The 20,296-nt window shown below is 66.5% G+C and carries 19 protein-coding genes; 9 read left to right on the forward strand and 10 right to left on the reverse strand.

All coding sequences use genetic code 11. The features are described 5' to 3' along the window. Positions 1-184 precede the first annotated feature (184 nt). Genes ABLE91_RS22300 through ABLE91_RS22335 form a run of 8 tightly spaced genes read left to right on the forward strand, consistent with a single transcriptional unit; the run spans position 185 to position 9,110 of the window. On the forward strand, positions 185-997 hold the full coding sequence (locus ABLE91_RS22300) for an ABC transporter ATP-binding protein (RefSeq protein WP_348934408.1): 813 nt from the start codon (positions 185-187) through the stop codon (positions 995-997). Next, the gene (locus ABLE91_RS22305; protein ID WP_348934410.1) at positions 930-1,760 is read left to right on the forward strand and encodes an ABC transporter permease; all 831 of its coding nucleotides are present in this window, start codon (positions 930-932) and stop codon (positions 1,758-1,760) included. Before ABLE91_RS22300 ends, ABLE91_RS22305 begins: the two co-directional genes overlap by 68 nt. Continuing rightward, on the forward strand, positions 1,757-2,752 hold the full coding sequence (locus ABLE91_RS22310) for an acetamidase/formamidase family protein (RefSeq protein WP_348934411.1): 996 nt from the start codon (positions 1,757-1,759) through the stop codon (positions 2,750-2,752). Before ABLE91_RS22305 ends, ABLE91_RS22310 begins: the two co-directional genes overlap by 4 nt. After that, positions 2,749-3,840, forward strand: coding sequence for an ABC transporter substrate-binding protein (locus ABLE91_RS22315; RefSeq protein ID WP_348934413.1), 1,092 nt, complete (start codon positions 2,749-2,751; stop codon positions 3,838-3,840). The genes ABLE91_RS22310 and ABLE91_RS22315 overlap by 4 nt, the downstream gene beginning before the upstream one ends. 4 nt (positions 3,841-3,844) lie before the next feature. Beyond that, positions 3,845-6,202: a xanthine dehydrogenase family protein molybdopterin-binding subunit gene (locus ABLE91_RS22320; protein WP_348934415.1), complete on the forward strand. Its 2,358-nt coding sequence runs from the start codon at positions 3,845-3,847 to the stop codon at positions 6,200-6,202. Continuing rightward, on the forward strand, positions 6,199-7,017 hold the full coding sequence (locus ABLE91_RS22325) for an FAD binding domain-containing protein (protein ID WP_348934417.1): 819 nt from the start codon (positions 6,199-6,201) through the stop codon (positions 7,015-7,017). The genes ABLE91_RS22320 and ABLE91_RS22325 overlap by 4 nt, the downstream gene beginning before the upstream one ends. Further along, a complete protein-coding gene (locus ABLE91_RS22330) occupies positions 7,014-8,180 on the forward strand; it encodes a xanthine dehydrogenase family Fe-S subunit (protein ID WP_348934418.1) in 1,167 nt (388 codons plus the stop codon). Before ABLE91_RS22325 ends, ABLE91_RS22330 begins: the two co-directional genes overlap by 4 nt. 15 nt (positions 8,181-8,195) lie before the next feature. After that, complete coding sequence (locus ABLE91_RS22335) at positions 8,196-9,110, forward strand: ABC transporter substrate-binding protein (protein ID WP_348934420.1); 915 nt, start codon at positions 8,196-8,198, stop codon at positions 9,108-9,110. Positions 9,111-9,326: 216 nt separating this feature from the next. Here the strand turns inward: ABLE91_RS22335 and ABLE91_RS22340 are convergent, their stop codons facing one another. The 6 genes from ABLE91_RS22340 to ABLE91_RS22365 all read right to left on the reverse strand — a co-directional run bounded on the left by ABLE91_RS22340 (position 9,327) and on the right by ABLE91_RS22365 (position 15,432). Next, on the reverse strand, positions 9,327-10,133 hold the full coding sequence (locus ABLE91_RS22340; protein WP_348934422.1) for an ABC transporter permease: 807 nt from the start codon (positions 10,131-10,133) through the stop codon (positions 9,327-9,329). Continuing rightward, positions 10,120-10,899 carry an ABC transporter ATP-binding protein gene (locus ABLE91_RS22345; RefSeq protein WP_348934424.1) on the reverse strand — a complete coding sequence of 260 codons (780 nt, stop codon included), beginning with the start codon at positions 10,897-10,899 and terminating at the stop codon, positions 10,120-10,122. Before ABLE91_RS22345 ends, ABLE91_RS22340 begins: the two co-directional genes overlap by 14 nt. 10 nt (positions 10,900-10,909) lie before the next feature. Next, the gene (locus ABLE91_RS22350; RefSeq protein ID WP_348934426.1) at positions 10,910-11,938 is read right to left on the reverse strand and encodes an ABC transporter substrate-binding protein; all 1,029 of its coding nucleotides are present in this window, start codon (positions 11,936-11,938) and stop codon (positions 10,910-10,912) included. 59 nt (positions 11,939-11,997) lie between these two features. Next, positions 11,998-12,924 (reverse strand): flavin reductase, encoded by a 927-nt coding sequence (locus tag ABLE91_RS22355; RefSeq protein WP_348934428.1) that lies wholly within the window; start codon positions 12,922-12,924, stop codon positions 11,998-12,000. After that, positions 12,921-14,279 (reverse strand): LLM class flavin-dependent oxidoreductase, encoded by a 1,359-nt coding sequence (locus tag ABLE91_RS22360; RefSeq protein ID WP_348934429.1) that lies wholly within the window; start codon positions 14,277-14,279, stop codon positions 12,921-12,923. Before ABLE91_RS22360 ends, ABLE91_RS22355 begins: the two co-directional genes overlap by 4 nt. A 118-nt stretch (positions 14,280-14,397) precedes the next feature. After that, positions 14,398-15,432, reverse strand: a complete 1,035-nt coding sequence (locus tag ABLE91_RS22365) for an ABC transporter substrate-binding protein (RefSeq protein WP_348934431.1) — start codon at positions 15,430-15,432, stop codon at positions 14,398-14,400. A gap of 298 nt (positions 15,433-15,730) precedes the next feature. Between ABLE91_RS22365 and ABLE91_RS22370 the strand changes: the two genes are divergently transcribed. Beyond that, positions 15,731-16,480 carry a GntR family transcriptional regulator gene (locus ABLE91_RS22370; RefSeq protein ID WP_348934433.1) on the forward strand — a complete coding sequence of 250 codons (750 nt, stop codon included), beginning with the start codon at positions 15,731-15,733 and terminating at the stop codon, positions 16,478-16,480. 154 nt (positions 16,481-16,634) lie between these two features. Here ABLE91_RS22370 and ABLE91_RS22375 read toward each other — a convergent pair whose 3' ends face one another. The 4 genes from ABLE91_RS22375 to ABLE91_RS22390 form a co-directional block, all read right to left on the reverse strand. Then, the gene (locus ABLE91_RS22375) at positions 16,635-17,426 is read right to left on the reverse strand and encodes an ABC transporter permease (protein WP_348934435.1); all 792 of its coding nucleotides are present in this window, start codon (positions 17,424-17,426) and stop codon (positions 16,635-16,637) included. Positions 17,427-17,550: 124 nt separating this feature from the next. After that, entirely contained in the window at positions 17,551-18,324 is a 774-nt protein-coding gene (locus ABLE91_RS22380; RefSeq protein ID WP_348934437.1) for an ABC transporter permease, read from the reverse strand. Further along, positions 18,321-19,112, reverse strand: coding sequence for an ABC transporter ATP-binding protein (locus ABLE91_RS22385; RefSeq protein WP_348934439.1), 792 nt, complete (start codon positions 19,110-19,112; stop codon positions 18,321-18,323). Before ABLE91_RS22385 ends, ABLE91_RS22380 begins: the two co-directional genes overlap by 4 nt. After that, positions 19,112-20,218 carry an ABC transporter substrate-binding protein gene (locus tag ABLE91_RS22390; RefSeq protein ID WP_348934441.1) on the reverse strand — a complete coding sequence of 369 codons (1,107 nt, stop codon included), beginning with the start codon at positions 20,216-20,218 and terminating at the stop codon, positions 19,112-19,114. Before ABLE91_RS22390 ends, ABLE91_RS22385 begins: the two co-directional genes overlap by 1 nt. Positions 20,219-20,296 lie beyond the last annotated feature (78 nt).

Consider the following 20,296-nt stretch of genomic DNA (forward strand, 5'->3'; position numbering starts at 1 on the left):
CCTCACCACCGCGCTTGGCACGTTACCTGCTTTTGAAGCCGGGAGGCCCGCTTGTGCTTCCCCTAAATTCATTCTAACTTACTAACAACCATATGATGGGATGAATTGCCGAGGCGCCTGCCGAAGCACAGCGATCCCACGTGCATCCAGAGGCGGCGGCCGCCACCGGCTGTCTGAAAAAACCATGAAAGTTGCTGCCGCCGGCGCGCTTCGCGACGTCGATCCCGGCGTTCCGCTGCTGCGCATCCGCGGCGTGCGGAAGGTCTTCAACCAGCTCGAGGCCATCCGGAACATCTCGCTGGAGATCGGCGACGGCGAGTTCGTGAGCCTCCTCGGCCCCTCGGGCTGCGGGAAGAGTACGCTGCTGATGATGATCGCCGGGCTCATCCCGCCCACCTCGGGCGAGATCCTGGTGGCCGGCGAGCGGGTGACGGGCCCGCGCCCGGACGTGGGCGTGGTGTTCCAGAGCCCGGTCCTGCTGCCCTGGCGCACGGTGCTCGACAATGTGCTGTTCCCGGTCGAGCTGCTGAAGAAGCGCCGGGCAAGCTATCTCGATCGGGCCATGGAGCTTCTGAAGATGGCGAAGCTGGAAGACTTCGCCAACGCGCTGCCCCGCGAGCTGTCCGGCGGCATGCGCCAGCGCGCCGCCATCTGCCGCGCCCTCGTCCACGACCCCTCCACGCTGCTCATGGACGAGCCCTTCAGCGCGCTCGACGCCATCACGCGGGACGAGATGTCGGTGGAGCTGCTGCGCATCTGGCAGGCCAACCGCAAGACCGTGGTCTTCGTCACCCATTCCATCCGCGAGGCGGCCTTCCTGTCGGACCGCGTGCTGGTCATGGGCCGTCGCCCCGCAACCCTGGTCGAGGACGTGACCATCGACCTGCCGAGGCCCCGTCACATCGCGATGACGGAGGAGGAAAACTTCAATGGCTATGTCCGACACCTACGCCGCAGCATCGAGGCCAGCCATGAAGGCGTTCCGCAAGGCCATTGAGCGGTTCGTGTGGCCGGCCCTGGTGCCCCTCGGCCTGCTGGCCGCGTGGGAGGTGGCGGTGCGCGCGCTGCACATCCGCAGCATCATCCTGCCGCCGCCCTCCGAGATCATCGAGGTGATGGCCGCCCGCTACGACCTCATCCTCACCCATCTGTGGCCCTCGCTCTACCTCACCCTTGCTGGCTTCGCCCTCTCGGTGGCGGGGGGCGTCGCCGTGGCGATCCTCATCACCTGGTCGAGTGCGCTGCGGAAGGGGTTCTACCCCATGATCATCGTCTCCCAGGTGGTGCCGAAAATCTCCATCGCGCCGCTGTTCGTGGTGTGGTTCGGCACCGGCACCCTGTCGAGCCTGCTGCTGGCCTTCCTCATCGCCTTCTTCCCCATGACCATCAATTCCGCCATGGGCTTCCAGTCGGTGGACGAGGACATCCACCGCATGGCGCGCACCTTTATGGGCTCGCGCTGGCAGATCTTCTGGAAGATCCAGCTTCCCCATGCGCTGCCTTTCATCTTCAGCGGCATGAAGATCTCCATCACGCTCGCCATCATCGGCGTGATCGTCTCCGAGTTCGTCGCCTCCCAGGAGGGCATCGGCTACCTCATCAAGCTCGCCGGAGGGCTGCTCGACACCCCGCTCATGATGGCGGCCATCACCGCCCTGAGCCTTAGCGGCCTCCTTCTCTACTGGATCATCGCCGAGGCGGAGCGCGCCGCAATCTATTGGCAGCCGGCCTCGGACTGGGGCGCGGGAGGACAGGGATGACACGCGCCATGACGCCGCCCGTAAAGCGGCTCGATGCCACCGCCGACACCGTCCATTTCGGCTTCTACGAGGCGCGCCTTGCGCCGGTGTTCGAGATCGAGCCGGGCGAGGAGATTATCATCGGCTCCGTCTCCGCCCACCCGGACGACGACGTGCCGCCCCACTGGCTGCCCAAGGGCATCGCAGAGATCCATGAGCGCGCATTGCGCGGCTCCGGCCCCCACATCCTCACCGGCCCCGTGGCGGTGCGCGGGGCGCGGCCGGGCGACGTGCTGGTGGTGGACATCCTCGATATCCGCATCACCCAGCCCTACGGCTACAACATCGTCATGCCGCTGAAGGGCATGTTCCCCATGGAACAGCCCACCACCCGCACCACCATCATGCCCATCGACCTTGAGACGGGGCTGGCGGAAGTGGTGCCCGGCATCAAGGTGCCCACCCGCCCCTTCTTCGGCCAGATGGCCGTCGCGCCGCCGCGCGAATGGGGCGTTCTCGACAGCCGCCCGCCGAACCGCCACGGCGGCAATCTCGACAATAAGGAGCTGATCAAGGGCACCCGCCTGCTGCTCCCCATCTGGAACGAGGGCGCCCTCTTCAGTGTCGGCGACGGGCATGCGGCCCAGGGCGACGGCGAGGTGAACCAGACCGCCCTGGAGACCAGCCTGGAGGGCCGTTTCCGGCTGTCGCTGCTGAAGGGCCTTCCCCTGGAATGGCCCATCGCCGTCTCGCCCACGCACCTCCTCACCCTGGCCTTCCATGAGGACCTGGACGATGCCGCGCGCATCGCCATGCGCAGCCTCATCGCCGTCATGGAGGAGTGCGGGCTCGCCTTCCACGACGCCTACCGCCTCGCCAGCATCGCCGCCGATCTGCACGTGACCCAGTTCGTGAACGGCAATCGCGGCATCCACGCGATGCTCCCCCTCGACATCGTCAACACCTTCCCGCGGAAGCCCAGCTTCCTGCCCGCACCCGGAGAATTGTCATGACCGTGGACCGGCGTTCCTTCCTGAAACTCGCCGGCGCCATGGGCGCGGGCTCCGCGCTTTCTTTCCCCATGCCCTCCGTGCTGCGCGCGGCGCCGCTGACCCCGGTGAAGATGACCCTGCCCTGGCTGCCGCTCGGTACGTTCAGCTATGCGTTCGTCGCCAAGAAGATGGGCTTCTGGGAGCAGCGCGGGCTCGACGTCACCATCGATCGCGGCTTCGGCTCCGGCAAGGTGTGCGTGCCGGTGGACCAGGGCCAGTACGAGTTCGGCATCATCGACGTCGCCGTGATGATGAACTGCGCCGCGCGCGGGCTGGAGCTCACCGCCATCGCCGGCATCTGGCCGAAATGCCCCATCGGCATCTTCTCGCTGAAGGAATACGGCCTCACCAAGCCGAAGGATTTGGAAGGCCAGACGGTGGCCTTCGACGTGGGCTCGGGCGACTTCCAGCTCTGGCCCGCCTTCGTGAAGGCCACCGGCATCGACGACAAGAAGGTCAACAAGGTGACAATGGACGCCGCCGCCCTCATCAAGGCGCTGGTGGAGAAGCAGGTGAAGGCCGAGGGCAACTTCTTCGGCTCCATCGCGCCGAGCCTCTGGGCCAACGGGCTGGAGATCAATTCCATCCTCTACGAGGATTACGGCATCAAGGCCTTCAGCAACGTGGTGACGGCGAAAACGTCCACGGTCCAGAAGAAGCCGGAGCTGTGCAAGGCGTTCGTGGACGGGATGATGGACGGGCTGAAATACGTCTATCTCAACCCCGAGAAGTCCGTGGATCTGCACCTGGAGAGCGTGAAAGAATTTCAGGGCGGCAGCGCCATCAACAAGAAGGTCATCGAATACGGCCAGGCGGTGAGCACCGCGCTCGGCCTCGTGCCTTCGGTGAAGGCCAACGGCCTTGGATACATGGACCCGGCCCTGATCCAGGCCACGGTCGACACGGTGAAGACCTACATGGACGTGAAGAACGTGCCCGCCACCGACACGCTCTTCACCAACAAGTTCGTGGGCTCGGTGAAGGTGGACGACACCGAGTGGGCGGCGCTCGAAGCGCGCTCGGAAAAGTTCATTCCGAAGAAGGCCTGAGGACATGGCGATGGCTGGGCTGGCGGAAGCCGGCGCGTCGGGGGTCGGCGCGTCGGTCCTGCGCAAGGAGGACGAGCGCTTCCTCACCGGGCGCGGGCAGTATGTGGCGGACTTTCGCCTGCACGGCATGCAGGAGGTGGCCTTCGTTCGCAGCCCTGTCGCCCATGCCCGGCTTCTCGGCGTGAACGTGCCGGAGGCGCTGCGCGGCAGCGTCTTCACGGCGTCCGACCTTGCCGGCGTGAAGCCCATCCGCGCCGCCACGGCCCTGCCCGGATTCAAGCATTCCTCCGAGCCCATCTTCGCCTCCGAGAAGATCCGCTATGTGGGCGAGATCGTCGCCATGTGCCTCGCCCGAACCCGCGCCGAGGCGGAGGACGTGGCAGCCAGCGTGACCCTCGATTTCGAGGAACTGCCCGCCGTCACCGACATGATCGCCGCCTGCCAGCCCGGCGTGCCGCTGGTGCACGAGGCGTGGGGCGACAACGTCTTCATCACCTTCTCCGAGGATGGCGACATCGATGCCGTCGCCGGCGAGGCGGCGATCAAAGTCACGCGCGACATCCGCACCGCGCGCCACTGCATGTTCCCCATGGAAGGGCGGGGCGTCGTTGCCTATGTGGACGCGAGGCTCGATTTCCTCACTCTCGTCTCCGCCACCCAGATGCCCCATGTGGTGCAGCACGGGCTCGCCGAATGCCTCGGCATTCCGGACGGCAAGGTGCGCATCATCTCGCCCGACGTGGGCGGCGGTTTTGGATACAAGGGTCTGCTGCTGCGCGAAGAGGTGGCCCTCGCCTGGCTCACGCGGCGCATCGGGCAGCCGGTGCGCTGGCTGGAGGATTGCCGCGAGCACCTCGTCGCCAACGCCAATTGCCGCGAGCACGCTTATTCCATCACCGGCTATGCGGACAGGAGCGGCAAGCTGCTCGGCCTGGACTGCGTCGCCCATGTGGATGCCGGCGCCTATTCCGTCTATCCGACCTCATCGGCGCTCGAAGCCGCGCAGGTGGCGAACCTCCTGCCCGGCCCCTACGACCTTCCCGTCTATCGCTGCCGCTCCCATGCGGTGGCCACCAACAAGTGCCCGATCCTGCCCTATCGCGGCGTGGCGCGGACCGGCGTTTGCCTCGCCATGGAAACCATCATGGACGCCATCGCCCATGAGGCGGGGCTGGAGCCCCACGAGGTGCGCATGCGCAATCTGGTGGGGCCGGAGCGCATGCCGTTCGAGAACGTGCTGAAGAAGCATTTCGACAGCGGCGACTATCCCGAATGCCTGCGCCAAGTGGTGGAGGCCATCGACGTGGCGGCCGTCCGCGTGCGGCAGAAAGCTGGCGAGAAGGATGGCCGGCGCGTCGGGGTGGGCATCGCCATCTTCTGCGAGCAGGGCGCCCACGGCACCTCCGTGCTTGCTTCCTGGGGCCGCCCCGTGGTGCCCGGCTATGAGCAGGCTACCGTGCGCCTCACCTCGGACGGCGACCTCGAAATCCGGGTCGGCACCCATTCCCACGGCCAGGGCCACGAGACCACCTTCGCGCAGATCGCCCACGAAATCCTGGGCCTGCCATTCGAGCGCATCAAGGTGTTCCAGGGCGACACGCTGCTCGTGCCCTTCTCCACCGGCACCTGGGGCTCGCGCTCCATCGTCATGGGCGGCGGCGCGGTGGCGCAGGCATCGCGCGCGCTGGCGGAGCGCATTTCGCAGATCGGCGCGTGGCTGCTGCAATCCGATGCCGCCTCCGTCGAGGTGGCGGATGGCGCGGTGCGCGGCGGCGAGGCCAGCGTCTCGTTCGGAGAGGTGGCGCGGGCCTGGTATCTCCAGCCCCAGCAGCTCCCGCCCGGCGTGAACACGGCCGGCCTCGAAGTCACCGCCGGCTATCGCGCGGGACGCGACAGCGGCACCTTCTCCTATGCCGCCCACGCGGCCATCATCGCCGTGGACCCGGAGACCGGGCTGGTGGAGATCCTCGATTATGTGGTGGTGGAGGATGGCGGCGTCCTGGTGAACCCCATGATCGTGGACGGGCAGATCACCGGCGGCACGGCGCAGGGCATCGGCACAGGCCTGTTCGAGGCTATGCCCTTCGACGTGCAGGGCCAGCCTTTGGCCTCGACCATGCTCGATTACATCCTGCCCGGCGCCACGGACGTACCCGACATCCGCATCCTCCACATGGAGACCCCCTCGCCCTATACGGAGTTCGGCGTGAAGGGCATCGGCGAGGGCGGCGCGGTGGCTCCGCCCGCCGCCATCGTCTCCGCGGTGAACGATGCGCTGCGCCCCCTGGGCGTTGAACTGAACCAGGTGCCGCTCACGCCGGACCTGATCCTCAACGCCATCCTCTCAGTGGGCCGCCCATGAAGCCCGCGCCGTTCGATTATGTCCGCCCGCAGAGCGTGGCGGAGGCATCCGCCGCGCTGGCGGCAGAGGGTGGGGCGAAGCTCATTGCCGGCGGACAGTCGCTCGGGCCCATGCTCAATCTGCGCCTCGTCCAGCCGCGCCTGCTGGTGGACGTGGCAGGCCTCGACGCGCTCCACGCCCTCGAGGCGACGGCGGACGCGCTGCGCATTGGCGCCGGCATCACCGCTGCCAATATTGAGGACCAGCGCATCGACACAAGCGCGGTGCCGCTGCTCCAGAAGGTGGCCGCCGGCATTGCCTATCGCGCGGTGCGCAATCGCGGCACCATGGGCGGCAGCCTCGCCCACGCCGATCCCGCCGCCGACTGGGTGAACCTCCTGCCCGCGCTCGATGCGCGCTACGAGCTGGCCGATGCGAAAGGCACCCGCACCGTGCCCGCGGCCGACTTCATGACCGCCGCGTTCGAGACGGTGCTTGCGCCTGATGAGGTGCTGCAAACCATCATCGTGCCCAAGCTCTCACGGTCCGCCCGCCACGGCTATTCCAAGATCTCACGCAAGACCGGCAAGTTCGCCATGGCCATCGGCATCGTGGTGTCCGACCCCGACCGCAACGTGTTCCGTGCCCTCATCGGCGCAACCCACGGCAAGCCCATCCTCATTCCCGACGCCCGCGAAATCTTCTCCCCTGCCATGACCCTTGATGAAACGCGCGCCGGCGCTCTCCTCTCCGAGCATGGCGTCGCCGAACCCGCCGCCCGCCAGCTCCATTTGACAGCATTGCGGCGCGCCGCTGCCGAGGCTTTCCAAACGTGACCGATATCGCCCTTACCGTGAACGGGCGCGGCATCTCGGGCTCCGCCGAGCCGCGGACCCACCTCGCCGATTTCCTGCGCGACACGCTCAACCTCACCGGCACGCATCTGCGCTGCGAGCAGGGCGTGTGTGGCGCCTGCACCGTGCTCATCGACGGCGCCCCGGCCCGTTCCTGCATCAATTACGCCGTCGCCTGCCAGGGCGCCGAGGTGACCACCATCGAGGGCTTCGAGGCGGACGAGGTGATGGCCCGCCTGCGCGCCGCCTTCCACCAGGAGCACGCGCTGCAATGTGGCTTCTGCACGCCGGGCATGCTGGTGACAGCCCGCGACATCGTCCTGCGCCTGCCGGACGCGGATGCGGCCCGGGTCAAGGTGGAGCTGGCCGGCAACCTCTGTCGCTGCACTGGCTATGCCGGCATCGTCCGCGCCGTCTGCCGGGTGCTGGAGGAGCGCAAAGGCGCCGTTCCCGCGCCCCAGGGCCGCCTCGGGCCCGTGGGCGCGCGCAAGGCAGCCGGCGCGGGTATCCAGGCCGTGGCGGCTGTCGCAAAGGTCGCGCAAGCGAGCACGCCCACCACTGCCGATCTCGGCCTCGGCGGGCGGCCGCCCAATCTTGAGACTTCCCTCGCCTTCACCGTCCGCCGCCCATTGGCGGAGGTGTGGGCGGTCCTGGACGACATCCCCCGCGTCGCCCGCTGCATGCCGGGCGCGGTGCTCGCTGCCCCGCCCGTGGACGGCCATGTGGAGGGCCGCGTCTCGGTGAAGGTCGGCCCCATCGCCACCAATTTCAGCGGCGCCGCGCGCATCATCCGCAACGATCCGGAGAAGCGCGGTATCCTTTATGGCGCCGGCCGCGACGGCCTGAGCGGGTCCACCGCGCGGGCGGAAATCACCTATGGGCTGTCGCCCGCGGGTGACGATGCCATCCGCATCGAGATTTCCCTGCGCGCGCTCCTCGCCGGCCCGCTCGCCCAGTTCGGCCGCAGCCAGATCGTGCAGGATCTGCTGGCGCGCCTCGCCGGCGAATTCGCCCGCCGCCTCGAATACACGCTGGAGCACGGCGAGGCGGATTCCAGCCCGCCGGAGACTGCGTTCCGGCCCTGGGCGCTCGTCACCGCTGTCATCGCTGAGAAATTCCGTTCGCTGTTCAGGAAGGCCCGCTGAAGCGGGTGTGGTCCCATGAAGATTGCCATTCCCGATCTCGTCTCTCCCTCCTATTTCCCCGCCGAAGCCGCCGTGGAGCTGGGCTGCTTCGCCGCCCATGGCGTCGACGCGCAGATCGAGCTGATCTCGCCCGTGGAGCGGGCCTATGAGGCCATGCGCGACGGCGCGGTGGACTTCGTCGCCGGCTCGGCCCATTCGGCGCTCTCCGCATTCCCGCGCTGGCGGGGCGCCAAGCTGCTCTGCGCGCAGTCGCAGGGCATGTACTGGTTTCTGGTCATGCGCGCGGATCTGGGCGCCACGCGCGGCGACCTCGACGTGGTGAAGGGCAAGCGCATCGGCGCGGCGCCCTGGGTGGGCATGGGCCTGAAGCGGCTGCTCACCCAGGCCGGCCTCGACCTCGCACGCGATAACATCACCATTGCGCCCACCCCCGGCTCGCTGGAGCCGCGCGTCAATTTCGGCCTCGCCGCCGTGCGCGCTTTGGAAGCAGGCGTGGTGGACGGCTTCTGGGCCAACGGCATGGGCGCGGAGATCGCCGTCACCAGCGGTGTAGGCACCGTGGTGCTGGACGTGCGGCGGGGCGACGGGCCGGCGGAGGCCTTCAACTACACCATGGCCACCGTGGCGACGACGGACCAGCTCATCGCGGAAAATCCTGAAGCCGCCGAGGCCGCCGTGCGCGCCATCGTGGATGCACAGAAGATCCTCACCGCCGACGTTTCCCGCGCGCGGGAGGTGGGCGAGACGCTGTTTCCCGAGGAGGCCGGCCGCATCGAGGAGCTGATCCGGCGTGACCTTCCCTTCTACCAGGCCGACCTTACGCCGGACTTCGTCACCGGCATGAATCGCTTCGCCCGCGACATCGGCATCCTCGACGTGGACGTGCCCTATTCGGCGGTGGTGGCGAAGGGCATGAGTGATCTGTGGTGAGGCGATGTACTCCCTCGCCTGCGGGTAAGGGGGCGCAGTGCGCTTGGAGCTATCTTGTCATCCCCGGACTTGATCCTGGGATTTCCTGTCGTTCTTGCTGCGCCCGGTCCGGGAAGAGATAGCCGGATCAAGTCCGGCCATGACAGCGGAGAGAGCCCCCTCCCTAACCCTCCCCCGCAAGCGGGAGAGGGGATAAGCAGCAAGTCGGCGCAGCCCTCAGATATACCGCTCCTTCTCGCCCCCGCTCTGATACCAGGGGCAGAACACCCGCTCGGCCAGCGAGACCAGATAGAACAGGCAGATGCCCAGCACCGCCAGCAGTGCCATGGCGCCGAACACGAGGGGCGTGTTCATGGTGGAGGAGAAGGTGAGGATCAGATAGCCGAGGCCCCGGTCCGAGCCCACGAACTCGCCCACCACCGCGCCGATGAGCGCCAGCGACATGGCCACCTTCATGCCCGAGAAAAGATAGGGCATGGCGAACGGCAGGCGCACCTTCCAGAACACCTTGAGGCTCGGCGAATTGAACGAGCGAGACAGTTCCAGAAGCTCCTTCGGTACCGCCTCCATGCCCGCAGAGGTGTTGATGATGATGGGGAAGAAGGCGGTCATGGCCGCGATCAGCACCTTCGATTCCGTGCCATAGCCGATCCACACCAGCACGATGGGGGCGAGGGCTACCTTCGGCACCGACTGGAGCACCACGAGGATGGGATAGACCACCTTGCGCGCCAGCGGCGAGAGCACGATGAGGATCGACAAGGGCACGCCCACCAGCACACCGAAGCTGAAGCCCATGAGCACCTCGAACGTGGTGGTCGCGACGTGGATCGGCAGCATGTCGCGCGCGCCCCACAGCGCGCTGACGATCTTGCTCGGCGCCGGCAGCAGCCATTGCGGCACCTTGCCGATGGTGCAGGCCAGCTCCCAGGTGGTGAGGAGGCAGGCGAACACCAGCACCGCGGCGAAGTTGCCCTGCAGAAAGCGCCTCAGCCGCGCATAAGGCACCTTATTCGGCGGCAATCTGCGCCCCGCCGGAGATAAGGGAACGGATTTCTTCAGCGTAGCGGCCGTATTCATGCGTGGACACCATGTTCATCGTGCGCGGGCGCGGCAGGTCGATCTTGATGGAGGTGGCGATGCGGCCCGGCCGGGCCGTCATCACGATCACCCGGTCGGCGAGCAGGATGCCTTCCTGGATGGAATGGGTGACGAACATCACCGTCTTCTTCCGCTCGCTCCAGATGCGCAGAAGCTCGATGCCCAGCTCCTCGCGGGTCATGGCGTCGAGGGCGGCGAAGGGCTCATCCATCAGAAGCAGCTTGGGGTCATAGATCAGCGCGCGGCAGATGGCGGCGCGCTGCTGCATGCCGCCGGAAAGCTCGTACGGCATCGCCTTCTCGAAGCCCGCGAGGCCCACCAGCTTCAGCAGATCGCGCGCCTCGGCCTCGTGCGCCTTCGTGCTCTTTCCCATCATCTCGATGGGAAAGAGCACGTTCTCCAATATGTTGCGCCAGGGCATGAGGATCGGCTGCTGGAACACCATGCCGATGCGCGCGGTGGGCGCGGTGAGCGGACGGCCCTCGAAGAACACCTCCCCCGAGGACGGCTTGATCACGCTGGCGACGATCTTCATGAGCGTCGACTTCCCGCAGCCGCTCGGCCCCAGGATGGTGACGAACTCGTTCTCGCCGATGTCCGCGTTGATGTCGTCCAGCGCCAGCACCGACCGGCCCGAGCGGGTCGTGTACTCCATGGACAGGCGGCGGAACTCCACAATGGCGTTCATCGGCCCGCCCTCAGCTCTTCTTCTGCGGGGGCAGGAATTCCAGCGTGTAGATCTCCTCCACCGGCACCGAGCGGTTCAGGTTCAGCGCCTTGGTGACGATGTCGCGCACATTCTCCATGTGCTTGGCATCGATGTATCCAAGGCCGTGCTTGGCCACCTCGTCGGTCATGGCGAGCTGCTTGGTGTCCAGAAGCTCCGCCTTGCCCACGTCGGCGTCGATCTCCGGGTTGGTCTTGCGCATGATGGTGATGGCCTCCTCGGGGTGGTCGAAGGCGTACTGGCTGCCCTTGAGCGTCGCCGCCATGAAGCGCTTGATGAGGTCCGGGTTCGACTTGATGAGGTCGGTCTTCACGATGATGCCGTCGCCATAGAGATCGAGGCCGTAATCGGCGAAGCGGAAGGCGTCGATGTCCATGCCGGCTTCCTGGGCGCCCTTGCGGTAGCGGCCGAGATAGGACGACTGATCCAGCACCGCGTCCACCTGCTTGGAGAGCATGAGCGGCAGGAAGGAGGAGGGGGAGACCACCACTTCGCTGATGCCCGCGCGCTCGATCTTGTTGGCCTGGAGGAAGCCGGGATAAAGGTTTACCGAGGCGCCCGCCGCCGAGCGGCCGAGCTTCTTGCCCACGAGGTCCTTCGGCTCCTTGATGGCGCCCTTCACATAGAGGATGGCCACCGAGGACTTGCCGAAGATGAGGCCCACCAGCTTCACCGGCGAACTGTCGTTGGCCTGCGCGCCGATGACCGCCGCCGTATCGGAGAGGCCGAAATCAGATTCGCCAGAGGCGACGCGCTTGATGGTGTCGCCGGAGCCGTTGCCACGGGAGATGGAGACGTTGAGACCCTGCTCCGCGTAGAAGCCCTTATCGGCCGCCACGAAATAGGGCGCGTTCTTGCCGCTCACCAGCCAGTTGAGGGCAAGCTTCACATTGTCCGCCGCGCTCGCCGGCGCGGCGGAGAACAGAAGGGCGCCCATGGCCAGCGCGCCAGCAAGGCGCGAGAGCGGACTGGGCGGTGCGGGCATCTTCCGTGCGGTCATCGTGCTGTTCCCCTGGTTGGGCCCTTCGAGGGGCCTTTGTCTCTGGATGAGGTGTTCGTTCAGCCTTCGGCGAGCTTGGAGAGAAGCTGGCGCCCGGCATTGAGGACGCCCGGCGGAATGCCGGCGAGCAGCGTGCTTTCCATTTCCGCGAGGTTGGCGTTGAGCATGCGGCGGCGCTCGCGGCCCTTCGGCGTGAGGGTCAGCGCGCCATCCGCCGCCACCGCGACGGCCCCGCCGGAGACGAGGCCGGAGAGCGCATCCTGGGTCGCCTGCGCGCCCAGGAAGGTCTCCTCCACAAGCGCCTCGAAGCGGAGGCCGGGGTTCTTCTCGATGCCGATCAGCACCCGGTGCTGATCGCGGGTGAGGTCCTCGCGAAAGCGGCTGAAATCGGCGGACAGGCGGTGGTTGGCGCGAAACAGCGCGGCCAGGACGGCGGAGGAGCCGGCCGCCGCGCTCTCATCCGCCGCCACCTCGTCCGGATGATCGCCGGCGATGCGGTAGCGCCCCTGCGCGAACAGGAGCACGCTGCGGTCCATCAGCATTGCGCGCTCCACGCGGCCGATGAGGATGAGGTGGTCGCCCGCCGCATGTGCAGCCTCGCGGTGGCATTCGAACACGGCCGCGACGCCGTCCAGCACGGGCACGCCATGCGCCCCTTCCGACCACGCCACGTCCTTGAACTTGTCCGGCCCCGAGCGGCCGAAATGGCGGGAGAGGGCGATCTGGTCAGCGGCGAGCACGTTGATGGTGAAGCGCCCGCTCGCCTCGAAATGCGCGAAGCTCCGGGACTTGCGGTCGATGGACCACAGCACCAGCGGCGGATCGAGGGAGACCGAGGCGAAGGAGTTCACCGTCAGCCCCACGCTCTCTTCGCCCATGCGCGAGGTGACCACCGTGATGCCCGTGGCGAACTGGCCGAGGCAGCGGCGGAAGGCGTGGGGGTCCGCTGAGGGGTCCCCGTCATGCAGGATCGCGGCCCCGCTCATGCCGTTGCCCGCGCAGGTTCGGCCGCCTGCGCATAGCGGCTGGCGGGGCGCTTCAGGCCGAGATTCTCGCGCAGGGTCCGGCCGGTATATTCGGTGCGGAACAGGCCCCGGTTCTGAAGCTCGGGGATGACGTGCGCGATGAACTCGTCGAGCCCGAGCGGCAGCACCGGCGGCTGGATGAGGAAGCCGTCAACGCCGTAATTCACGAACCACTGCTCCATCTGGTCGACGATGGTCGCAGGCGTGCCCTTCAGCGTGCGCTGGCCGCGCGCGGCCCCGTAGCGCTCATACATCTGGCGCACGGTGAGCGGCTCTTTGAAGAGATAGGCGTAGCGCGGGCTGGTCTTGCGGTCCTCGGGCGAGATGATGTGGTCGGGCAGCGGCTTGTCGATATCCACGCCGGTAAGGTCCGCGCCGCCCAGCGCGTTGGAGAGCAGCTCCAGCCCCACCGCCGGATGGATCAGGGTCTGGAGGTATTCGAGCTTCTCGTCCGCCTCCTTCTGGGTGGCGCCCACCACCACATTGAGGCCGGGCATGATGAGGATGTCCTCGGGCGCGCGGCCGAACTTGGCGGCATGCCCCTTCACCTCGGTGTAGAAGGCTTGTGCCTTCTCAAGATCGTGCAGCGGCGTGAACAGAACCTCGGCGATCTGGGCCGCGAGGTCCTTGCCCGTGTCCGAGGAGGACGCCTGGAACAGCACCGGGCAGCCCTGGGGCGGGCGCGCCGTGTTGAGCGGGCCGCGCACATTGAAGTGCTTGGCGTGGTGGTTGAGGAAATGCAGTTTCTCGGGGTCGAAATAACGCGCAGTGCCGCGGTCGCGCACGAAGGCGTCGTCGTCGTAGCTGTCCAGCAGCCCCTTCACCACTTCGACGAACTCGCCGGCCCGCTCATAGCGCTCGCTATGGCCGTAATGTGCGTCGCGGCCAAAATTGTAGGCCTCCGACGCATTGCCTGACGTGACCACGTTCCAGCCCGCGCGCCCGCCGCTCATATGGTCGAGGGAGGCGTATCGGCGAGCGATATTGTAGGGCTCGTTGTAGCTGGTGGTGGCTGTGGCCACGAGGCCGATATGGGTCGTCACTGACGCCAGGCCCGCCAGCAGCGTCAGCGGATCGAAGAAGGCCATGTATTGCGGCCAGCGGGAGAGCGCCTCGAGGTTTCCGTCCCGGGTCGCCACCGCATCCGCGAGGAAGATGAGGTCGAACTTCGCCCGCTCGGCGGCCTTCGTCATCTCGGCATAATGGGAAAAATTGGTGCCGGCATCGATCTGCGCGCCGGGATGGAGCCAGGATGCGATGTGATGCCCGGTGGGGTGGAAAAACGCGCCGAGCTTGAGCTGACCTGTCCGCTTCATGACCCTTCCTCGTCTGCTTCCTCATGCGCCCGTTGCTCCCTCCCTCCCGCTTCCGCCACATGCACGTGGCGTGCCGCGGCAGAGCTGGGGCACTCGGAAAGCGCGGGCTGCTAGCCCGTTAGTTCTTCTTGGGAAGAAATTGCGTGGTGTAGATTTCTTCGAGCGGCAGGGTCTTCTTCAGGCCGATATATTCGGCGAGCACGCCCTGCACATGCTTCATCCGCTCCGCATCGAAGGTGCCGAGTCCATGCTGCTTGGCCTCCGCCGTCCAGGCGAGCTCGGTGTAGTCCTGAAGCTCCGCCTGGCCGATGTCCGGCTCGATCTCCGGATTGGTCTTGCGCAGGATGTCGATGGCCTCGGGAATATGCTCGAAGGCGTATTGGCTGCCCTTGATGGAGGCCCTGACAAAGCGCCGGATAAGGTCCGGATTGCTCTTTGCCAGATCGGTCTTCGTGAAGATCACGTCGCCATAGATGTCGAGGCCGTAATCGGCATAGCGAAAGGCATTGATGGTGATGCCGGCGGCCGCGCCCGCCTTGCGGTAGCGCTGGAGATAGGAGCTCTGGTCCAGCACCGTGTCCGCCTTGCGGGACAGCATGAGCGCGACGAAGCTCGATGGCGTCGCCACCACCTCGGTGAGGCTCGCGCGGTCGATGCCGTTGGCCTTCAGGAAGGCCGGGAACATGTTCACCGAGGCACCGGCAGCGGAACGGGCGACGGTCTTGCCCTTCAGGTCGGCCGGCTTGGAGATACCAGCCTCGGCCACGTAGAGCATGGCCACCGGCGACTTGTCCGACATCATCGCCACCATCTTCACCGGCGAATCCTCGTTCGCCTGTGCCTGGAGCACGGAGGCGGAATCCGCGAGGCCAAAGGTGGATTCGCCCGCCGCGATGCGCTTGATGGTGTCGCCCGAGCCGCTGCCGCGGGAGATGGTAACGTTCAGCCCCTCGTCCGCGTAGTAGCCCTTCTGGAGGGCTACGAAATAGCCCGCATTCTTGCCGCTCACGAGCCAGCTCAAGGCAAGCTGGACATTGTCCGCCGCCCGCGCCCCGGGCGCGCCGAGGAGAACGCCGCAGGCGAGAGCCGAGAGGAGGCACGCGCCCTTCAGCGCGGAACCGAACGTGCCCGGATGCCCGCCTGATCGTTCCATTTTCGCGGCCTCGCTGTGGTGGGGCTCCCTCGCGAAGACGCAGCCGGACCGGGCCGCAGCGGACGTAAGGGACTATCTTTAGGATGATAGGTCCTTTAAAACTCTTCGAAAATGGGAGAGCCGCCGAAGTTTGCGCATATTGTGGACTTCGGTGGCTCAAGTTGGAGGCATGCGGCCCCGTTCTTCATCAGGTATCGATGAGCGGCACTGGGAAAGCAGACCGTTCACAAAATGACCAATCCGGGGCAACAATGAGGGTCCGGCTCTCAAGGCCTTGTCCCACTGCACGGCACGGTTGATGGCAAAGCGCAGCAAGGATGAAATCGAGGATGTGGCCAAGCGCGCCCTCCTCTCGGAAGGCGCGGCGGAGACGCTGACGGACGCCGTCCGCCAGGCCTTGAAGCGCGACGTGCTCACCGCCGCCTTGCCGCCCGGCACCCGCCTTTCGGTGCGGGAATTGTGCCTGCGCTACGGGGTGGGGGCGACGCCGGTGCGCGAAGCCCTGTGGAACCTCGTGGGCGAAGGGCTCGTCACCACCGAGGCGCAGCACGGCTTCCATGTGAGCGGGGCCGACCGCAGCCGCCTTGCGAGCCTTCTTTTGCTGCGCCGGCGTGTCGAGCCGTGGCTTCTCGCCGCCTCGCTGCGCAACGGCGATGCTCAATGGCGCCGCGACGTGGAGCGGGCCTTTGCCGCCTTCCAGCCCATCGACGCCCGGGTGGGCGACCTGCGCCCGCTCAACGAGGAATGGGAGCGCCTGCACCAGGCGTTCCACCTCTCCCTCATCGAGGGCTCGGGCATGCCCGCCGTCGTGGAGCTGGCGCGGCAATGGTATGATGAGATCGACCGCTATCGCCGCCTCGATGCCGGCAGCCTGTCGGTGGAGGCGGGCGCCAAGCCCGACCATGAGGATTTGTTCGCCCTCGTCATGAACGGCGCACAGACCGAAGCGGTGGCCATGCTCACCCGCCATATCGACGACACGGCGCAGCGCCACCAGGTGTTCTTCGAGGATGCGGACATCCTGCCCACAGGGATGATTGCGTTTTAGAGCGCGGCGGCGTCATGGAAAAAGCGGCATTGACGCTCTTGCGCCTGTCATCCCCGGACTTGATCCGGGGATCCACGGCCATCCCTTAAGCGGCACCCAGCGGAGCCCCGTGGATGCCCGGGTCAAGCCCGGGCATGACGGAAAAGGGAAAGGGCTAAAACTCGCTCGACGTGATGGTCACGCCCAGCCGCCGCTGGATCAGCATCTCCACCAGTGCCACCGCGCCATAGAGCGTCAGTCCCACCGCGCAGAGCATGCCGATGGCCGCGAACACCAAAGCCGTGTCGTCGGCGGAGGAGGCGAACATGATGATGTATCCAAGCCCCTCCTGCGCGGTGACGAACTCGCCGACGATCACGCCGATGATCGCCATGGTCACCGCGATCTTCAGCCCCGCGAACAGGTGCGGCATGGCATAGGGCACCCGCACACTCATGAAGGTCTGCCAGGGGGTGGCGGTGAGCGAGGTGCACAGGCGCACGATGTTGCGGTCCGCGCTGAGCAGCCCGGTCATCGTGGCGATGACCACCGGGAAGAAGGCCATGAACACCGCGAAGGAGAGCCGCGAGGTGGGGCCGATGCCGAGCCACACGATGAACAGCGGCGCCAGCGCCACCTTGGGGATGAGTTGGAACAGGAGGATATGCGGATAGAGCGCCTGGCGCACCCGCTTCGACAGCACCAGGGCCGTGCCGAGCGTGACACCTAGCAGGGAAGCGAGGGCGAAGCCGAGCAGCGTCTCCTTGAGGGTCGGCAGCGATTGCTGGACGAGGATGGGGAAGGACAGCTCGAGGCTCTTCCACACCGCCGAGGGCGGCGCGAACAGGAGCGGCGAGACCTTGGCGAGCTTCGTGCCGTATTCCCAGATGAGGATGAAGACCACCGCCACCGCGAGCGGCAGCAGCACCCGCTGGAACAGCGCGATCCGGCGCCATATGGCGGCCATCGCACCCGCCGCTTTCGGTCCGAGCCCGTCGCCCGGCCGCATGGGGGATGTCTCCAGTCTGGCCGTCGCCGACTTCATGAAAAGGCGCCTTCGTGTCTGCGGGCGGGAGCCGTGCGGAGGCCGCTCATCCCCGCCACCATTTCCGGGCCAGCCGCTCGCCGCCAATGGCGATGCCGTAGGGGATGAGGCCGACGATGCACAGCACCACCATGGCCGCGAAGATGTGCGCGGTCTCGCTGTGGGATTGCGAATAGAGGATGTAGTGGCCGAGCCCGCGCTTGGAGGAGATGAACTCCCCCACCACGATGCCGATCACCGACATGGTCGCGGCGATCTTCAGGCCGGAGAAGAAATAGGGCAGCGCATACGGCACCTGCACCTGGAACAGGATCTGCCAGCGGCTCGCGGTCAGCGCGCGCGACAGCCGCAGCGCGTTCGCGTCCGCCCGGTTCAGCCCCGTCATGGTGGCGAGCGCCACGGGGAAGAAGCTGATGAAGATGGAATAGGAGAGGCGGGACGGGGAATCGAAGCCGAGCCAGAACACGAACAATGGCGCCAGCGCGATCTTCGGGATGATCTGGAACATCACCACATGCGGATAAAAGGCCTGGAACACCACGGCGGAGGAGGTGAGCACCAGCGCCGCCACCACGCCGAGGATGGCGGAGAGGAAGAAGGCGACGAGCGCCTCCGACCCCGTTACCCACGCATTGCGCGCGAGCGTGCCGGCAATGTCGTCGAAGGAGGAGACGATATCGCTGGGCGCCGGAAGCAGCACCGGCGAAATGGAGAACGCCTGCGTCACCACCTGCCAGACGCCGAGTACGGCGACACCCAGCAGCACCGGCAAGGCGAGGGTGAGGATGTGCTCGCGGCGGTCCTGCGGGAGCGTGCTCATGCCGCCCTCGCCTGCCGGCGCGGGCTATCTTCCCGCTTCTCGATGAGGTTGCGCAGATAGGCGCAGATCTCGTTGAACTCCGCCTTCTCGCCGATGGAGCGATCGCGCGGGCGACCGAAGGGGATGCGCAGATCCTCCACCACGGTGGCGGGCCGGCGGGTCATCACCAGCACGCGATCGGCGAGATAGACCGCCTCGCGGATGGAATGGGTCACAAACAGGCCGGTCTTGCGGTAGCGGTCCCAGATGTCCAGCAGCGCGTCGTTCATCTCGTCGCGGGTCATGGCGTCGAGGGCGGAGAAAGGCTCGTCCATGAGCAGGATGTCCGGGTCGGTCACCAGCGCGCGGCAGATGGCGACGCGCTGGCGCATGCCGCCGGAAAGCTGGTGCGGCTTCTTCTCCTCGAAGCCGGAGAGCCCCACCATGTGGATCAGCTCCCGCGCCCGCTCCTTGTGCTCCGCCATGGGGCGCTTCTGGACCTTCACCGGGAAGAGGATGTTCTCCATCACGGTCTTCCAGGGCAGCAGCGTCGAATCCTGGAACATGATGCCCACATGGGCGCGCGGTTCCGTCACCGGCTGGCCGTCCATGATGATGCGGCCGGAGGTGATGGTCTCAAGCCCCGCGCACATCATCAGCAAGGTGGACTTGCCGCAGCCAGAGGGGCCGAGGATGGCGACGAACTCGCCCTCCTCCGCGGTGAAGGAGACGTTGGAGACCGCCTCCACTTCGTCCTTGCCGGTCTGGTAGACCTTGCGGACGTTCTCAACCGCGATGTTGGTCGCCATCAGCCCGCTTTCTCCGACAGGTATTTGCGGAACGGCTCGGCATTCGCCTTGGCCTTGGTCCATTCCTCCGGGGTGAGCTTGATGCTGCCGATGAAGTCGTTGGACATCACGTCCTTCAGCTTGGGCGCCTTGTCGTCGGGCGAGGCCACATACTTCATGACCAGCTCGGTCATCTCCTCGTAATCGGCGGGCACGGAATAGCCGATGGGATACTTCTGCAGCTCCTCGTGAAGAATGGAATTGGCGAAGATGCCGAGGCCGAGGCGGGTGCGCTCGACGCCGCCCTGGGAGAGCGCGGTCTCCGGCACTTCCTTCACGAACAGCTTGATGGAGTCTTCCGGCTCAAGCAGCGTGTACTTGATGCCCTTGATGAGGCCCGCCGCCACGTCGGCGCAGAGCTTGGGCTCCTTCTCCAGCATGGCCGGCTGGGTGAGCAGGGTATTGTTGTAGAGGGTCAGGCCATAGTCGCTGTAGAGCATGGCGTGGGCTTGGTAGTTCTGCGAGATCAAGGGCGGGATGAACGACACCGCAAAGCCCGACATGCAGTCCACCTGCCCGCTGACCAGCAGGCGCTGGCGCACGTTCGGGTCCGTCTGGACGATCTCCACGGACTTGAGGTCGAAGCCGGTGATCTTCGCGAAGGCGGGCAGGAAGGGATGCTCGCCGGAGGTGACCACCGAAGCCATCTTCTTGCCGGCGAGGTCCGCCGGCTTGTGGATCGGGCTCGAATTCAGAAGGCAGATACCCATGGTGGCGTCGTAGCCGGCGCAGGCGATGGCGACGAGACCAAGGCCCTTGGCCGATTGCTGGATCGAGGAAGTGGGCACCGCGAGGCCGAACTGGAACTGGCCCGCCGCAATGGCCTGGGACGCTGCCACGGAGCCGTAGCCGCGGCTGATGGTGACATCGAGCCCCAGCTCGTCCCAATAGCCCTTCGCCTTCGCCACATAGGCATAGGCATTGCCGCCTTCCGCCAGGAAGGGCAGCGTGAAGGTGATCTTGCGCTTTTCCTGGGAGTGGGCGGACCGGATGAGCGCCGGGGCCGCCAGGATGGCCGGGGCCGCCAGCATTGAGCCCATGAACCCACGTCTCGTCAGCTTCGCCATCTGGCCCTCATGGTTCGCAAAATTCGCCTGAGGGGGATTTTGCAAGCCGTATGCCAGACGCTGCGCCAGCAAAGGCGG

The sequence above is a fragment of the Aquabacter albus genome, assembly GCF_040049275.1.
GTDB lineage: Bacteria > Pseudomonadota > Alphaproteobacteria > Rhizobiales > Xanthobacteraceae > Aquabacter.

What these genes read in the sequence shown, in the direction of transcription:
- ABLE91_RS22380 (WP_348934437.1), bottom strand. Translation starts at nt 18,324, where the DNA reads ATGAGCACGCTCCCGCAGGACCGCCGCGAGCACATCCTCACCCTCGCC.
- ABLE91_RS22370 (WP_348934433.1), top strand. Translation starts at nt 15,731, where the DNA reads ATGGCAAAGCGCAGCAAGGATGAAATCGAGGATGTGGCCAAGCGCGCC.
- ABLE91_RS22310 (WP_348934411.1), top strand. Translation starts at nt 1,757, where the DNA reads ATGACACGCGCCATGACGCCGCCCGTAAAGCGGCTCGATGCCACCGCC.
- ABLE91_RS22365 (WP_348934431.1), bottom strand. Translation starts at nt 15,432, where the DNA reads ATGGAACGATCAGGCGGGCATCCGGGCACGTTCGGTTCCGCGCTGAAG.
- ABLE91_RS22390 (WP_348934441.1), bottom strand. Translation starts at nt 20,218, where the DNA reads ATGGCGAAGCTGACGAGACGTGGGTTCATGGGCTCAATGCTGGCGGCC.
- ABLE91_RS22315 (WP_348934413.1), top strand. Translation starts at nt 2,749, where the DNA reads ATGACCGTGGACCGGCGTTCCTTCCTGAAACTCGCCGGCGCCATGGGC.
- ABLE91_RS22385 (WP_348934439.1), bottom strand. Translation starts at nt 19,112, where the DNA reads ATGGCGACCAACATCGCGGTTGAGAACGTCCGCAAGGTCTACCAGACC.
- ABLE91_RS22375 (WP_348934435.1), bottom strand. Translation starts at nt 17,426, where the DNA reads ATGGCCGCCATATGGCGCCGGATCGCGCTGTTCCAGCGGGTGCTGCTG.
- ABLE91_RS22355 (WP_348934428.1), bottom strand. Translation starts at nt 12,924, where the DNA reads ATGAGCGGGGCCGCGATCCTGCATGACGGGGACCCCTCAGCGGACCCC.
- ABLE91_RS22335 (WP_348934420.1), top strand. Translation starts at nt 8,196, where the DNA reads ATGAAGATTGCCATTCCCGATCTCGTCTCTCCCTCCTATTTCCCCGCC.
- ABLE91_RS22325 (WP_348934417.1), top strand. Translation starts at nt 6,199, where the DNA reads ATGAAGCCCGCGCCGTTCGATTATGTCCGCCCGCAGAGCGTGGCGGAG.
- ABLE91_RS22360 (WP_348934429.1), bottom strand. Translation starts at nt 14,279, where the DNA reads ATGAAGCGGACAGGTCAGCTCAAGCTCGGCGCGTTTTTCCACCCCACC.
- ABLE91_RS22345 (WP_348934424.1), bottom strand. Translation starts at nt 10,899, where the DNA reads ATGAACGCCATTGTGGAGTTCCGCCGCCTGTCCATGGAGTACACGACC.
- ABLE91_RS22350 (WP_348934426.1), bottom strand. Translation starts at nt 11,938, where the DNA reads ATGACCGCACGGAAGATGCCCGCACCGCCCAGTCCGCTCTCGCGCCTT.
- ABLE91_RS22305 (WP_348934410.1), top strand. Translation starts at nt 930, where the DNA reads ATGGCTATGTCCGACACCTACGCCGCAGCATCGAGGCCAGCCATGAAG.
- ABLE91_RS22320 (WP_348934415.1), top strand. Translation starts at nt 3,845, where the DNA reads ATGGCGATGGCTGGGCTGGCGGAAGCCGGCGCGTCGGGGGTCGGCGCG.
- ABLE91_RS22300 (WP_348934408.1), top strand. Translation starts at nt 185, where the DNA reads ATGAAAGTTGCTGCCGCCGGCGCGCTTCGCGACGTCGATCCCGGCGTT.